Source organism: Povalibacter uvarum, assembly GCF_014202975.1.
Classification (GTDB): Bacteria; Pseudomonadota; Gammaproteobacteria; order Steroidobacterales; family Steroidobacteraceae; genus Steroidobacter; species Steroidobacter uvarum.
On the sequence record NZ_JACHHZ010000003.1, the window covers coordinates 19,248 to 34,552 of the forward strand.

11 protein-coding genes are annotated in these 15,305 nt (G+C 62.3%); 4 read left to right on the plus strand and 7 right to left on the minus strand.

The genetic code is table 11. From position 1 onward, the window contains the following. Positions 1–243: 243 nt before the first annotated feature. On the plus strand, positions 244–2,352 hold the full coding sequence (locus HNQ60_RS11605; protein WP_184331917.1) for an acetoacetate--CoA ligase: 2,109 nt from the start codon (positions 244–246) through the stop codon (positions 2,350–2,352). A gap of 15 nt (positions 2,353–2,367) precedes the next feature. Here the strand turns inward: HNQ60_RS11605 and HNQ60_RS11610 are convergent, their stop codons facing one another. The 3 genes from HNQ60_RS11610 to HNQ60_RS11620 form a co-directional block, all read right to left on the minus strand. Further along, positions 2,368–2,823, minus strand: coding sequence for a hypothetical protein (locus HNQ60_RS11610; RefSeq protein WP_184331919.1), 456 nt, complete (start codon positions 2,821–2,823; stop codon positions 2,368–2,370). A gap of 70 nt (positions 2,824–2,893) precedes the next feature. After that, positions 2,894–5,902, minus strand: coding sequence for a TonB-dependent receptor plug domain-containing protein (locus tag HNQ60_RS11615; RefSeq protein WP_184331921.1), 3,009 nt, complete (start codon positions 5,900–5,902; stop codon positions 2,894–2,896). Between the two features lie 216 nt (positions 5,903–6,118). Then, entirely contained in the window at positions 6,119–6,973 is an 855-nt protein-coding gene (locus HNQ60_RS11620) for a 3-hydroxyacyl-CoA dehydrogenase family protein (protein WP_184331923.1), read from the minus strand. A gap of 176 nt (positions 6,974–7,149) precedes the next feature. Here HNQ60_RS11620 and HNQ60_RS11625 point away from each other — a divergent pair, with 176 nt between their 5' ends. From HNQ60_RS11625 to idi, 3 genes are all read left to right on the plus strand, one after another. Beyond that, a complete protein-coding gene (locus tag HNQ60_RS11625; protein ID WP_184331925.1) occupies positions 7,150–8,289 on the plus strand; it encodes a hypothetical protein in 1,140 nt (379 codons plus the stop codon). 22 nt (positions 8,290–8,311) lie between these two features. Next, positions 8,312–10,231, plus strand: coding sequence for an outer membrane protein assembly factor BamB family protein (locus tag HNQ60_RS11630; RefSeq protein ID WP_184331927.1), 1,920 nt, complete (start codon positions 8,312–8,314; stop codon positions 10,229–10,231). A gap of 123 nt (positions 10,232–10,354) precedes the next feature. Then, positions 10,355–10,939, plus strand: a complete 585-nt coding sequence (gene idi / locus HNQ60_RS11635) for an isopentenyl-diphosphate Delta-isomerase (protein ID WP_184331929.1) — start codon at positions 10,355–10,357, stop codon at positions 10,937–10,939. A gap of 1 nt (position 10,940) precedes the next feature. Here the strand turns inward: idi and HNQ60_RS11640 are convergent, their stop codons facing one another. Genes HNQ60_RS11640 through HNQ60_RS11655 form a run of 4 tightly spaced genes read right to left on the minus strand, consistent with a single transcriptional unit; the run spans position 10,941 to position 15,304 of the window. Continuing rightward, on the minus strand, positions 10,941–11,648 hold the full coding sequence (locus HNQ60_RS11640) for a UbiA family prenyltransferase (RefSeq protein WP_184331931.1): 708 nt from the start codon (positions 11,646–11,648) through the stop codon (positions 10,941–10,943). Further along, positions 11,645–13,012 (minus strand): nucleotide pyrophosphatase/phosphodiesterase family protein, encoded by a 1,368-nt coding sequence (locus HNQ60_RS11645; protein ID WP_184333703.1) that lies wholly within the window; start codon positions 13,010–13,012, stop codon positions 11,645–11,647. The genes HNQ60_RS11640 and HNQ60_RS11645 overlap by 4 nt, the downstream gene beginning before the upstream one ends. Then, positions 12,990–14,132 (minus strand): metabolite traffic protein EboE, encoded by a 1,143-nt coding sequence (gene eboE, locus HNQ60_RS11650; protein WP_221304159.1) that lies wholly within the window; start codon positions 14,130–14,132, stop codon positions 12,990–12,992. The genes HNQ60_RS11645 and eboE overlap by 23 nt, the downstream gene beginning before the upstream one ends. Beyond that, positions 14,129–15,304 carry a 3-dehydroquinate synthase gene (locus HNQ60_RS11655; RefSeq protein ID WP_184331933.1) on the minus strand — a complete coding sequence of 392 codons (1,176 nt, stop codon included), beginning with the start codon at positions 15,302–15,304 and terminating at the stop codon, positions 14,129–14,131. The genes eboE and HNQ60_RS11655 overlap by 4 nt, the downstream gene beginning before the upstream one ends. Position 15,305: the final 1 nt, after the last annotated feature.

The following is a 15,305-nucleotide window of genomic DNA, read 5'->3' on the forward strand; positions in this document are numbered from 1 at the left end:
TGCGCGGTTCTGGCGCAGCGCGGAGATCGCGGTGCGCGGGAGGCGCAACAATGCGGCAGGCGTCGGTGGAGGCGGGCACTCTATGCAATGGTATTCGGCCCGGTCAATAGACGGCGGCGGCGAGACAATCAACTGATTGATTTGCGGTTGAAGAAATCAATCATTTGATGGAGGAAGCGCCGCGCTCTATGATCCGCGCCGCGCCACAATGTGCCCCTGCAGCGAATGCCCGATGGAATCGTCATGACCGAGACCACGAATCACCCGCAACCCCTTTGGCGACCCGACGACGTCCGTATCGGCAGAGCGGGTATCACCCGGTACCGGCGCTGGCTGAAGCAACGCTACCGGCTCGAATTCGCCGACTACGATGCGCTCTGGCGCTGGTCGGTCACGGAGATCGAGGAGTTCTGGCGTTCGGTCTGGGAGTTCGGCGGCGTCATTTCGCACGAGCCCTATACGCAAGTGCTGGATGCGCGGCGCATGCCGGGGGCCAAGTGGTTTCAGGGTGCAACGCTGAACTACGCGGAGCATGCATTGCGCCACGCGCAGCTCGAAGGAGTTCGCAACGATCCGGCGATCATCTTCCAGTCGGAGGTCCATGAGCGCAGCGAAGTGTCCTGGTCGCAGTTGGCGTCAGGAGTGGGTGCCCTTTCGACGATGCTGAGACGGCTTGGTGTACAGCCGGGCGACCGAGTCGCGGCCTATCTCCCGAACATCCCGGAGACCATCGTTGCATTGCTCGCAACTGCCAGTTGTGGAGCCGTCTGGTCGTGCGCTTCACCGGACATGGGAACGACTGGTGTGCTCGATCGGTTCGGCCAGATCGAGCCGACCGTTCTGTTCGCGGTGGATGGCTATCGCTATGGCGGCAAGGACTACGATCGCCGCGCCGTCGTCGCCGACCTCGTGCGTCAGTTGCCGAGCCTGAAAGCTGTGATCTTCGTTCCGTATCTCAATTCGGCGGCAACCCTGGAGATTCCGAGATCGGACGAGCGCGGGATCGTGACAGTGGTTTCCTTCGCGCATGCCACAGCGCTGCGCGCGACGACGGAGTTCACTCCCGTTCCCTTCGATCATCCGTTGTGGATCGTGTATTCCTCGGGAACGACGGGGATGCCCAAGCCGATCGTGCATACCCACGGCGGTACGGTGCTGGAGACTTTGAAGGCGTGCGCGTTGCATACGGATGTCGACAGCCGCGACCGGATGTTCTGGTACACGTCCACGAGCTGGATCATGTGGAACTTCGTGGCAAATACGTTGCTCTGCGGCGCAACGGTCCTGCTGTTCGACGGTAACCCTAGCCATCCTGATCTAGCGACGTTGTGGCGTTTTGCTGCGCGCGAGCGCGCGACGTTCATCGGCGTGAGCCCGGCATTCATCGGGATGTGCATGAAGGCGGACCTGCGACCCGCGCAGCAGTTCGATCTGCGTGCGTTGCGGTCGGTCGGTGCGACCGGCTCTCCGCTGTCGGCCGAGGGATACCGCTGGGTCTACGAGCACGTCAAAGCGGACGTCATGCTTGCCGTGATCTCGGGCGGAACAGATCCGGGAGCGTGCTTCCTGACCTGCTGCCCGGTGCTGCCGGTCTATGCGGGCGAGATGCAGTGCCGTGAGCTTGGTGTGGCGACGTTTGCCTACGACGATGCCGGCAACGAGGTCATGGACGAAGTGGGCGAGCTGGTGATGACGCAGCCGATTCCCTGCATGCCGATCAAGTTCTGGAACGACCATGACGGTTCTCGGTACTACGAGAGCTATTTCGACGTGTACCCGGGTGTCTGGCGGCACGGCGACTGGTTGAGGCTGATTCCGCGACCCGATGCCGTCACTGGCGTCATCTACGGTCGGTCGGATGCGACGATCAACCGGCATGGCATCCGCATGGGGACGAGCGAGATCTACAGGGTCATCGAGGCTGCGCCGGAGGTTGCGGATTCGCTGGTGGTCGATCTCGAGTACCTGGGTGGCGAATCGTTTCTCGCGCTGTTCGTGGTGTTGCGGGATGCGTCAGCGGCCGATCCGCGATTGGCAGGGGCGGCGTCCGCGTCTGGAGTCACGGATGCGCAGGCGCGCGGCGTCTCCGATGATCTGCGATCCCAGCTGTTCGCCGCTGTGCGTACGCAGCTCTCCGGGCGCCATGTTCCCAATGACGTCTTTGCGGTACCCGAGGTGCCACGCACGCTTTCAGGGAAGAAGCTCGAGGTTCCCGTTCGCAAGATTCTTCTCGATCACCCGATCGAGAAGGCGGTCAATCGATCATCGATGGCGAATGCCGCAGCGCTTGATTGGTTCGTTGCGTTCGCGGCGGCGCGCCGAACTGCGTTGCAGGCACGGCGTACGGGCTAGCTGCCAGTCCTCGTGCTACCTGAGCCGAACGACTTTGAACTTCGCACCTTCGACCTCCATCCAGTAGCTCGCGATCGTCTCACTGCCGAGGACCTGCGACTGGGTGATGGAGACCGCGTGACCCGATTCGAAGCGGCGCGAGCCGTTGCGGTTCTCCTGCCACACTGTGCCATCGTCGAGATGGAAGATCTGACGGTTGTCTATCGTCCTGCTGATGCGGGTGATTTGGCTGGTCTTCGGAGATCCATCGACTGCGGTGCTATGCGCGGATACGCGTTCCGTTGTACCTGCTGGGGCGGATTGCTTCACGGGATGGGGCAGTGCGTCGAAGCATGCCAATCGCGCATGCCGATCTTCAATCGTCTGACACTGCGCTACCGTATTCTCCAGACCGGCAGCCGTCGCCGCTCCGGCAGCCAACAGCGGCATGAGCAAAGCCGGGAAGATCGTGTGCGGTCGTACTGTCTGCATGTGGTGCTCCGGAATCAGGTATCGACTCAGCGGCAGATCGCCGCCCCGGAGGGCGGCGATCGCCGACACGTCAGAAGGACTGTGTGAATCGCGCGTACCAGGTGCGACCGATCGGATCTTCAAGCTGCGAGTTGTAGCCGCCGGCGGTGTTGTACGGCGTGGCCAGCTGGTCGAACGCATTGAATGCGCCCACCGTGATGCTTCCCTCGCTGTTGTCGGACAGGAAGTCGTTGAAGCGGAAGCTGTACGCAAGATTGAAGCGTGAGTACGCAGGCAGCGTCAGTTCATTCGGCCCCACCATTCGAACGAAGACGCTCGTGTGGTACTCGCCCAGCAGCGTCACATTGTGCGCCCCGAGCGTCCAGCTGACCTGCGGAGCCACGCGCCACTCGGGCAGCGCCGGATAGGCGGTGCCTTCGTTCACCTTGCCCTTCGCATCCGTGATCGGTCCGTTCTGAACCGACTGATACTCGAACTGCTGGATGTTGGTGGCGCTCGCGCCGAGGCGCAGCTGGCCTGCGCCGCCGAGATCCAGCGCGTAGTCCACGCTCATGTCGATCTGCGTGGTCTCCACTGAGGCCGCGTTGATGTAGCTCGTGATGATGCGCGACAGATCGAAGCCCGCATGCTCGATCAGCGGGCTGTTCAGTCCGCCTACCCACGCGGCATGAGCCGTCGAGAGACACGCCTGAGTCGGCGTCGCGCCGCACTGAGCTGTGAAGTAGGTGCGGTAGTTGGCCGCATCGGCGTTCAGGATGGCATCGCCGGGAAACTGTGTGATGCGATCCGTGAAGTCGATGTTGACCCAGTCCGCCTGCAGGATCAGATCGCCATCGAGCAGACGGACTGTGAAGCCCACGTTGAAGCTTTCCGCGGTCTCCGGTTCCAGCAGTGGATCTCCGGCGACCGAGTTCACGACGAAGTTGCGGGTGGCGGGGCTGCAATTGCCGCCCGAGTTGGCGCAGGTCGGGTCCGCTGTTTCACGCGTCACGTTGACGATCGATTTCTGTTCGCGCAACGAGGGGGCCTGGAAAGATGTGCCCCAGGACGCGCGCAGCGAGAGCATGTCGAGCGGCGAGTAGACGATGCCGACCTTGGGATCGAAGCTCTCCAGTTCCTCCACTTCGGTGTAGCGACCGGCCAGATTGACGCTGAGGTTGCCCGCCTTGTTGTCCATCAGCGGCAGGTCGATCTCGGCAAAGTAACTGTTGGTCACCCGGCCTTCGTTGAAGTCGGAGTCACAGCCGAGAGACCAGGAGTCGCAACCGGCGCGATGGCTGTCAGCGTAGTAATCCTCTTCGTAGTCGAGCCACTGATAGCCGACTGCCAGCCCTGCTTCACCGCCGGGCAGGGAGAACAGTTTGCCGCTGCTCATCACGAGATCGAAGATCTGCATCGTCGTATCGGAGTTCCAGGTCGACCGGTATGCGACCTGATCCATTACGAACTGGCTGTTGTACGCGGCGCTGGTCGATGAGGTGATGGTGCTGCCGCACACCCTGTTCTGGCACTCGATCTGTGATGTGCCGAAGGGGTTGAACCACATGTTCTGATTGGGTCCGAGCCGGCCTTCGAGTCCCAGCGCGATGGCGTTGGGCGAAGCGTCCGCGCGAGTCTGCAGATCCTTGTACTGGTTGTAGGTGTAGTCGGCGTCCAGGAACCAGTTGTCGGTCACCTTGACTTCCAGGCCGCCGTTGTAGCGGCTGAATGTCGGCTTGTTGATCAGCGGCGACGAGTTGTCGTCGTTCGACACGCCCGGCAGCCCCTGGAAATCCTTGCCCAGCGGACGCCAGCCGGAGATTCTCACATCTTCGTTGAATGCGACGCCAGAGCTCGGATCCGTCGGCGCGCCGGAGAGAATCACTTCGTTGGTTGCGGGGTTGCGATCAGGAACGCCATCGCCATTCGCGTCCTGCGCGAAGAGCGGCTGTCCGGCACTGTTCATCGCGCGGAAGGGATTGCCTGGATGCTCGCCGGGAATGACGCCGTTGCTCAGAATGTTGTGAACGATGTTGGCGTTGGCGCCGAAGTCCACCGGCGAGCCGCGGCGGGTATCCGTGGCCTGGTCGAAGATCGCCTCGAAGTTCATGCGCAGGCGATCGTTGAATTCATGATCGTAATGCGCGTAGAACTTCATCGCTTCGAGATCGGGGATGTAGTCCCAGAACTCGCCGAAGTAGAAGCTGCACGTCGTCCCGTTGACGACACCGAAGCGGCGATTGCCTGGAATGGAGTTGACGTTGCCCGGGTTGTTGGTCTGGTTGCCGCAAGTCGGGTCTGGCGTGGCAGGCGTTACGACCGCGCCGGTGGTCGGGTTCCTGTTGAGAACTCCATTGGCGTCTCGCGTTGGCACGAAGTACGTGCCCGGATGACCTGCGCCGGACGCGGATGCGGCGACGTTCGTGAAATAGGGGATGTCGTACGTGAGGATCGCATCGCGATCCTGCAGCTCGAATGCGAACACGAAGTTGTCGGTTTCAGAGCTGAAGCCGCCCATGACGCCAAAGAGCGTTTCCGCACCGCCACCATCTTCGCGCTGGCGATAGTCCGCCATCACCTCGAGGCCGTTGTAGCGAGTGTAAGGAACGAAGTTCTGGACGCCGCCGATCGCGTTGCTGCCATAGAGCGCGGAAGCGCCGTCGAGCAGCGTTTCGATTCTCTCGATGGCCATCTGCGGATAACCGAAGTTCGCGTTGGTCAGCGTCCGCTTGCCGTTCATCAGGTTGAGCGTTGCGCCCACGCCCAGGCCGCGCAGATTGCTGTTGGTGGCGGTGCCGTCGGTCAACTGCGTGCCGCCGAGAAAGTTCTGCACCCGGCTGACGCCGAAGTTGAACGTCTGGTTGTACAGCGTCTCGCCGATCTTCGCGGCGCCGGTCTGCGCGATGTCCACGTTCGATACGACGTCGAGCGGTGAAGTCAGGTCGAAGTTGTCGCGCCGGATATGCGATCCCGTCACGACAACCTCTTCGAGGCCAGTGGCGGCTGTCTGCGCGAGCGCTGTCGTCGCGAGACAAGGCATCAACAGGAATGCCGGGTAGCCGGAATATCTGCGCGAACGCGCCTTCGTGTATCTGTTCACAATCCCCCCAGGATGGTTTTGGTCGTCGCCCTGCTTGAAGTGCAGGTGTCGCCGTATTCTGTGTACGCAGTGCGCCGCGCCGCTCGTCTATCGAGGAATATCGCGAATCGTTTATTCACATACCGCCGAAGGGGGATTCCGGCGGCGCTCGACCGGCTCGCTGCTTCGTAACGACGCGCCGTGCCGAGCTGAAAGCACGGCGCGCCGGATTGGTTGCTACTTCTGCGACTTAGGCCGCCAGCCTTGAGCTGTGCGTCCGCCGACCAGGCCCGCGCGTACGCGTTGCTTCAGCAATGGACGCGGGCGGAAGCGCTCGCCATAGGCTTCCTGCAGAATCTCCTGCACCTGCAGGCAGAGACTCGATGTGGTCGCATCCATGAGCTCGAACGGACCGATGGGATGTCCGAGGCCGAGCTTGCATGCGGTATCGATGTCCTCGGGCGTCGCAACGCCTTCCTCGACGAGCCGGATCGCCTCGATGACAAAAGCATGCAGCACACGGTTGACGGCGAACCCCGTGACATCCTTGACGCGGATCGGCGCCTTGCCCAGGTCACGGGCGAGTTCGAGTGCGGACGCGAGTGTTTCCTCGCTGGTATCGAAAGCCGGGATGACTTCCACCAGTTTCATACGCGTGACCGGTGAGAAGTAGTGCATTCCCAGGAACCGGGAACGGCGCGGTGCGCTCAGGTGTGAAGCCAGCGTGGAGATCGGCAGCGTCGAAGTATTGCTGGCGATCATGCATTGCGGTGCACACACACTGTCGAGCTGCTTCAGCACGGCCGACTTGACCTCCATGCTCTCGAAGACGGCCTCGGTGACGACGCTGCAGTCGGAGAAGCGTTGCAGGTCGGTCGTCGTTTCGATCCGCGCGAGTGCGGCCTTGTCTTCGGGCTTGTAAAGTCCCCGCGAAATGCCCTTCTCCATGAGCGCCGACAATCGCTGCCGTGCGGCTTCGAGCTTCTCGTCCGTCGTGTCGGCAAGGATCACCGACCTGCCCGACAGTGCGTAGACCAGAGCAATCTCCGCGCCCATCAATCCGGCGCCCACGACGCCTGCCCGCTGATTCATGAATCTCTCCCTTGGACAAACCATTCGTTCAAAACATGAGCGATTGTAAAGCTGAAAAGCGATTAATGCGGCATCTGGTTGCCACGATCGAAAAATACCCTATACTCAAAAACACAATCGAGTGACTGAATCGGCCACTCCGTGGCCGACCGGTTGGCACTGACGTAGGGGGATCCATGAATCAGTCCTTGGGCATTCTGCGCCTGGCGCGTGGCGTGGTCGCGCTGGCCCTGGCTTCTGTCGCATCCGGATGCTCGAGCACCGGCTCCGATCGCACTGCGGCGACATCCGCTTCGACCGGAAGTGTGGCTGCCGGGACAGTCAAATGGGAATGCCCTGCGGGCTACGAGGTCAAGGAAGGCCTCAACGTGGACTTTCCGCACAAGGGAATGAAGCGCGCGTTCATCGTCTATCCGGCCAGGAACGCATCGGGCCCGGCACCCGTGTGGGTGCCGATGACGGGAAGCGTCGAATCCACGAACGACAACCTGACCGTTGCCCGCAGCGGCGCCAATTCGCTCCTCGCCGAGCACGGTTACACGGTGATTGCGCCGGTGCGTGCGTGCGCCAATCAGGATCCGAACATCCGCGGCCAGGTCTGCAATGGTCCCGGCAGCAACGGATGGAACTGGAATCCGTGGTTCGAAGGCCGTGCCGGGGATCCAAGCGGCGATCGCTGGAAGACCGACGAGGGTCCGGACTCCTCGTTCTTCGTCGCGATGGTTCAGTGCGTAGGCACGAAGTACAAGCTCGACGCGCGCCGCTTGTTTCTGGGCGGCATCTCGTCCGGCGGCACGATGACCAACAGGGCGCTGCTGTTTCGCTCGGACTTCTGGGCGGGCGGGCTGCCGATCTCAGGTGAGTGGTACGTAACAGCAGACGACGGTTCACCGCTTTCGTTCGATGACGCGCGTGCCGCTGTCGCAGCCGCACCGACCAAGATCCATCAAGGACGCGTGGGACCCTATCCTCTGCCCGCGAAAGTTGGACCGTTGATCGTCATGACGGTGTGGGGTGGGGAAAAGGATCTATGGAACTGCACCCGTCCCGACGGCACGAAGTTTCTCTGCGCTGACTATCGGCCCAGCACGCAAGCCGGATCCAACTTCTTCAGCGCGCAGCCTGACGTCGTCCACGTCGCGTGCAGTTCGACTCACGGTCACATGTGGCCGCAGGTGAACACTCAGGCATTCAATCGCTGGGCGCTGGACACACTGGCGTCGCATCCCAAGGGCTCTGATCCGCGCGGCTTCAAGCTGACGACACCGCCCGAGGGCTATACGTGCCACGTTGGCGCGTTCGCCGGCCTCTACTGAAAGCGCGAAGGAGAGTCCGTCCATGCGACAGAAAAATCAGCGCAACCATATGCATTCGGCTTCGTCGCGCTTCGTCTGGGGTACGGCCCTTGCGCTCGTCGCAATGGCAAGTGCGTCGGCTGCTGAACTGAATCTGCCTGACGGCGCCAAGCTCTACGGAGCGCGTTGCGCAGCGTGCCACGACAATCCGCAGGATCGAACACCCGGACGCGACGTGCTCGCACGAAATTCTCCCGCGTTCATCATGACGGCGATGAACGGCGTCATGGCGCCAATGGCGGCGGGATTGACCGAGGTCGAGAAGCAGGCGATCGCTCTGCACCTGGGCGCAAAGCCCGCGGGCGGTTCCAAGGAAATCGATCCCCATGCCATCTGGGGACCGCCGTCGGCATCGATGCCGCTCGACGGCCCGAAGTGCAAAGGAAAGGTTCCGCCGATCGACTTGAGTACGCCGGATCAGTGGAACGGCTGGGGCGCGGGCATCACGAATGCGCGTTTCCAGTCCAATCCCGGATTGACGGCCGCTGATGTCCCTCGCCTGAAGGTGAAGTGGGTCTTCAACTATCCCGGTTCGAAGAACGGCCAGGCGACCATCGTCGGTGATCGGTTGTTCGTAACGAGCATGTCCGGTGCGGTCTATGCGCTGAATGCAAAGAGCGGCTGTGTCTATTGGCGCCACGATGCCGCTGCCGCCACGCGCAGCAGCGTCAACGTCGTCCAGTTGCCCGCGGGTGCGCCCGCTAAGCACGCGATCTTCTTCTCCGATTGGACCAAGGCCGCGGTGGCGCTCGATGCCCAGACCGGCAAGCAGTTGTGGAAGACGACGATCGACGATCAGCCGGGCGTGCAGATGACGGGCTCGCCGACGTATCACGAAGGCAAACTCTTTGTGCCGATCTCCTCGGGGAATGAAGCTTTCGCCACCAACGATCAATGGGAATGCTGCAAGTTCCGCGGCGCGCTCGTTGCGCTCGATGCGGTCAGCGGCAAGGTGCTCTGGAAGACCTACACCGCGCAGAAGGAACCGGCGCCGTTTCGCCTGAACAAGATCGGCAAGCAGATGTGGGGGCCGGCCGGCGGTTCCATCTGGTCGGCGCCGACCATCGACCCGAAACGCGGACTCGTCTACGTCTCGACGTCCAACTCGTACACGGAAGTTCCCCATGAAGGCTCCGATGCGGTGATCGCCATGGAGATCGAGACGGGCAAGATCCGCTGGATCAACCAGGTCACGAAGAACGACAACTACATCATCGGCTGCCCGAAGGCGGCGAACTGTCCGGAGAAAGTGGGTCCGGACTTCTCACTCGGCAACTCGCCGATCCTGCACACCCTCCAGGACGGTCGTCAGTACATCGTCGTGGGCCAGAAGTCCGGTGCGGTCTACGCCATGGACCCGGACAACGACGGCGAAACGATCTGGATGCGGCGCATGAGTCCGGGCAGCGAGCTCGGTGGCGTCGAGTTCGGCATGGCGGCTGATTCGCAGAACGTGTATCTCGGCATCTCGGATGTGATCACGCGGAAGGGCGGCAAGCCCGGTGTGTACGCGCTGCGCATTCGTGACGGTGCGGACGTATGGGGTTTCTCCGCTCCTCGTGTGCCGTGTCGCTGGAAGAATATGTTCTGTCATCCGGCGGTCTCGCAGGCGGTGACTGCGATCCCCGGCGCTGTATTCGCAGGCTCGATGGACGGGCACTTCCGCGCCTTCGCGACGAGCGACGGCAAAGTGCTGTGGGACTTCAACACTGCCGCAGAGTCGTACACGACCGTAGCAGGCAAGCCCGCGGATGGCGGCGTCATGGACGGCGCAGGTCCCACGATCGCAGGCGGCATGGTGTACGTGCACTCCGGCTACGCGGGCCGCTCGACACAGAACGCGAGCGATCTGCGCGGTCGCGAGGGAAATGTCCTGATCGCGTTCTCGGTTGATGGAAAATGATGCGGGCACCGCTCGTTCACAGGAGCGAGCGGTGTCTTCGGTTGTCGTGCGACCGGCGAATCCTTCATAGCAGTAACCCCGAAAATTCAGCCGCAGTCGCTGCGTGCGCCGCTATAAAGAATCATGCGCGCAGCTACGAACAGATCGGCCACACCGGGCAGAGACATCATCGTCGTCAACGGTGCGGACGAAGAGGTCGGCCAGGATTTCAAGGCGGCCGTTCATCAGGGCGACGGCATCCTGCATCGCGCCTTCTCGGTGTATCTGTTCGATCAGCAATCTCGTCTGCTCTTGCAGCAGCGCAGTGAGCTGAAGCCTCTGTGGCCAGGCTATTGGTCGAACAGTTGCTGCAGCCATCCGCGCCCCGGAGAAACAACGCGCGAGGCGGCCGCACGCAGACTGCAGGAGGAGCTGGGTCTGGTCCGGATCCAGTCGCTGTCGTTCCTGTTCAAGTTCCAGTATCACGCGCGCTATGGCGAGTCCGCCGCAGAGCACGAAGTGTGCTCGGTGTTTGCAGCTATTGCGGATCAGCCTCAGCGCATTGATCGTCGCGAGGTTGCACAGACCCGGTACGTCACGGCAAGCCTGCTGGACCGGCAACTGCGTGATCGTCCGCAGCGGTATACGCCATGGCTGCAGATGGCGTGGAAGCAGATTCGCGCAGACCACTGGCCAGTGATCAATCGGATGGTCGGCGAGGCTGCCTGACTCAGTCGCCGCGAACGTAGCGCTGCCCCAGTCGGGTCAGTGCCGTCGCGATCACACCGGCGAACAGCCAGATCGGCGATAGCAGGAAGGCGAGTACGGCTCCATCCACAAGCGGCATCAATGCAATCATCCAGGGGATGATGGGCCATCCGTATCGACCGCTGGGCGTGAGATGCTCGGCACGCGCCACGACTGTCAGCACGACGACGTAGATCGTCTGGACGGTGGCGGCGAGCCACACCGCCGCATTGATGTCTCCCGTCAGGCTCAGCGCCGTCACGACGTAAACCATCAATCGCGCAACGCCCATGACGAAGACGGCCGCCCGATGCTGCTTGTGAAAGGCGTTGTAGATCCAGATGACGCCCAGAAGCCCAAGTCCACCCACGAGTCCGGAAGAGGAGGGAGCAGTTGCCAGCAGCGCGTAGCCTGTAAGGAAGAGCAGTCCCATCGCCGCCTGTGCCGCTGCCCTGCTCAGTCGCCCCGCGACGATCGGCCGATACGGCTGATGAACGCGATCGAAGGTGAGATCGCACAGATCGTTCATGGCCATGCCGCCGCAATAGAAGCACGAAAGCGCGAGCGCGAGCGTGACGATCTGTGAGACGGTAGCGCCGGGATCGCTCAGCAGAGCTGCCGCAAGCACATTCATCCACACAGTCGGAAGGTTGCTTGCGCGACAGAGGGCAAGGAGCGGCTTGATGTTCATGGCGTGAATACGTGGGAGAGCAGGGTTTCGCACACGCGCTGCGCCGGCATGGTGTCGTTCGGAACCAGGCGCGATTCGGAGCTGATGAACAGCGGTGCGTCTGCACTATCGGTGACGGCGACGCCGTGTGATCCACGCACCAGGCTCGCATCGAGCGGAATGACGTCCATCACATAGCGCATGCCAAGGGCCTTGCGAGCGAGCACGGAGCCGACCTTCAACAGCGGCCACGGAATGTCAGGATCCATGAACAATTCCACCGGGTCGTAGCCGGGCTTGTTGTGGATGTCGACGAGCCGTGCGTAGTCCGGTGCGCGGTTGTCGTCCATCCAGAAGTAGTAGGTGAACCAGCTATCGGGCTCGGCGAGCAGGACCAGTTCGCCCGAGCGTTCGTGGTCCAGGCCGTAGTGGCGCTTGCCTGCTTCGTCGAGGACGGCGGCGACCCCCGGAATCTCCCCGCACAGCTTGGCGACGGCGGGGATGTCGGCCTTGCTGGACACATATATATGTGCAATCTGGTGGTCGGATACCGCGAACGCCCGGGAGGCGCCCGGATCGAGATACTCCCGACCCAGGTCCCGCTTGATTTCCATCCAACCCCCCGCTCGCAGATGGCGGTTGATGTGGATGGGTCTGTTCACGGATGTGATGCCGTACTCCGAAAGGACCGCGATCCGCACGCCACGTGCCGTGAGGAAATCGATCAGTTCGCCGCAGACCGCATCGATCTCGCGCAGGTCCTTGCCGATGTTGCCGTGAGGACCGACGCGTTGCAGGCAATAGTCCAGATGCGGCAGGTAGATCAGTTGCAACGTAGGTTCGAAACGCTCTTCGACCGCTCGCGCCGCTGACGCAATCCAAGCGCTCGACCGGATGCTCGTTCGCGGTCCCCAGAAATCGAACAAGGGGAACTGACCCAGTCGCTCTCGCAGTTCCTCGCGCAGCGAACCCGGCCACGTGTAGAAATCCGGAAGCTTTCGACCATCGGCGCAGTAGAGCGGGCGCGGCGTCAGCGTCACGTCGGCGCTCGTCGCCATCGCGTACCACCAGAACGTATTGGCACAGGTGAACTTCGGGTCGCGCTGGCGCGCGCGGTCCCAGATGCGAGGCGACTGAATCAGGCGATTGCTCTGGCGCCATAGCCACACCTGGTCGAGCTCGCGGAAGTACCAGCCATTGCCCACGATGCCGTGATCGCGCGGCATCTCGCCTGTCAGGAAGGTGGCCTGCATAGAGCACGTGACCGCAGGCGTGATCGTTTCGATCGTCGCGATGTTCGCTGCGAACGCATTCAGGCGCGGTGTGTCCGGCCCGAGGAGTCGGCGCGTCAGTCCGACGACGTTAATGACGGCGGTGCGGTGCATCGTCGAGCCTTGCATCGTTCAATCTTTGAGTGACCCAGCGAAGCTCCCGCACGATCGATTCGCCGATGGAGCTGCATCGCAGCGACTCGGGCAGAACGCCGAAACTGTAGGTTTCGACCTCCAGCGGAATGCCGGGGTCGAGCTGCGGGAGAATCTCATCGAGAAAGAATCGTGTTGTGCCGACACTGCCCAGGTGGTCGAGGAAGACCGGAACATGGAAGTGGACGCGGACTTCCTCGGCACGCTCGCCGCGCGCCAGCCATCGAGCGAGGTCGGGAAGATCGCAGAAGCGGGCGAGGGTACCGCGTGAAGTCAGCGCCACTGCCTGATGCAGATACGTCGGCTCGTTGAACTGCAGGAGGGAAGTGACTTCGTCTCCCACTGCCCGGAGCGCCGAGGAAACCTGCACCTTGGCAATCGTGACTCCGGCCTCGCGCAGTTGCGCAAGAACCCGATCGGGGCGCTCGAACTCGACCGCCTGGTGACAGCAATCCAGGCAGATGCCGATATGCTCGGCGAATGTGCTGGGGAACTGCATGCGCGAAAAGAACCGGACGACTTCGGGCATCGTCTCGAGGACGCAATGCGGCTCGGGCTCGAGAGCAAGCTGTATCAGCGGTCCACCTCGATCGCGGATGAGCGCGAGATGCGCCAGCGTGTCGAGGAGATTCGCCCGCACCAGCGTCCAGTGCTCATCGAAGAATCGTTCGCGAAAGGCGATCGGTACTGTCGAGATCGATCCCGTCTGATTCGGTGCAAGCCACTGGGACAGAATGTCAGCGAGCCGCATGGTGTAGCGGGCGCGCTCTGCGTGCCGCCAGTCCGGCTCGTAAACCGCGTGCTTCACGGTAGTTCCGTGAAAGACGCCGTAGGGGAAGCCATTCACGGTCGCAACCCGGCATCCGTGATCGCCGAGCCAATCGCGGAAGCCATGGATCGAGTCGGGGGTCATCTCATTCGCGGCCCGGGCCGACAGGCGCAGGCCGAGTGGGAAAATCGTGGCGGGTGAAAGCTGCGCTTTCACCGCCAGCGCATGATCGTTGAGATTGCGCAGGACATCGTCCCAGGACTCGCCCGGGTGGATGTTGCTGCAGTAGGTGAGGACGCGGCGCTGAATCAAGCAAGAATCCGCAGTCCGGCCGCCGTTCTCGCGCTATCCAGTTCGCGCAGTTCTTCGATGCAGCGGCTCATCAGCGGTACGTCTATGGTGTCGACTTCGACGCCTCGGCCGATGCCTCGCAGCAGCGTGATGCACAGCTCGCCTCCAAGGTGCTCGCGGAAGTCGTTCAGCGCCTTCGCAACGTCGAGACGGGCGAAGCCAGCATCGTTCAGTGTGAACCCGATATCGGTAAGGATCGCGTAGACGGCGTGCCACTCGCTTTGACTCAGCATGCCGCTGCGGAACGAGTAGAGGGCGTCGAGGGCAACGCCGATGGCGACGGCTTCCCCGTGCCGCAGTCGCCCCTGCGAGATCTCTTCGAGCCGATGCGCCGACCAGTGACCGAAGTCGAGTGGGCGCTGACTGCCGCGCTCGAACGGATCGCCTCCGTCGCGAATGTGTGCGAGATGCAGGCTGGCGCAGCGGACGATCACTTCTTCGAGGGCGGCAGCATCGAGCCGCGCGAGTTCGCGATGATGTGTCTGCATGTATTCGAAGAAGCCCCGATCCCGGATGAGCGCCACTTTCACTGCTTCGGCGATGCCGGCTCGACGGTCCGCGACCGGCACACTGGCGAGCAATGCGAAGTCGTTGACGACGGCGTAGGGAGGAACGAACGTGCCGAGGAAATTCTTGCGGCCCTGCCAGTTGATCGCATTCTTGACGCCGACACCGGCGTCGTTCTGTCCGAGCACTGTGGAAGGCATGCGAATGAGTCGAATGCCGCGATGGGCAGTTGCCGCTGCGTAACCGACGGCGTCGAGCATGGCTCCGCCGCCCAACGCCACGACGTAGCTGTGACGGCAAAGTCCAAGCGTCCGCGAGTACTCGTAGAGCGCGTTGACTTCGAGCGGGTCGTTCTTGATCACTTCGCCCCCGCGGACGATCCACGGCGATCGCACGAGCTGGATTGCATCCGCATGAGTGCTTGCGTACGACTCCATCGAGCGGACGAGTTGGGGATTGCCGCGCGTCACTCCCTCGTCAACGACCATCAGGACGCGGGCGCTGCGTGCGTTCCGATTGGTGATCAGATCCCTCAGCAGCAGGTTGTCCGGATCGAACGCGCCGCGAGTGAAGCACACCGGATACTCATAGCGAACATCGAAGCGCTGATCGATCTGAAGACGCATC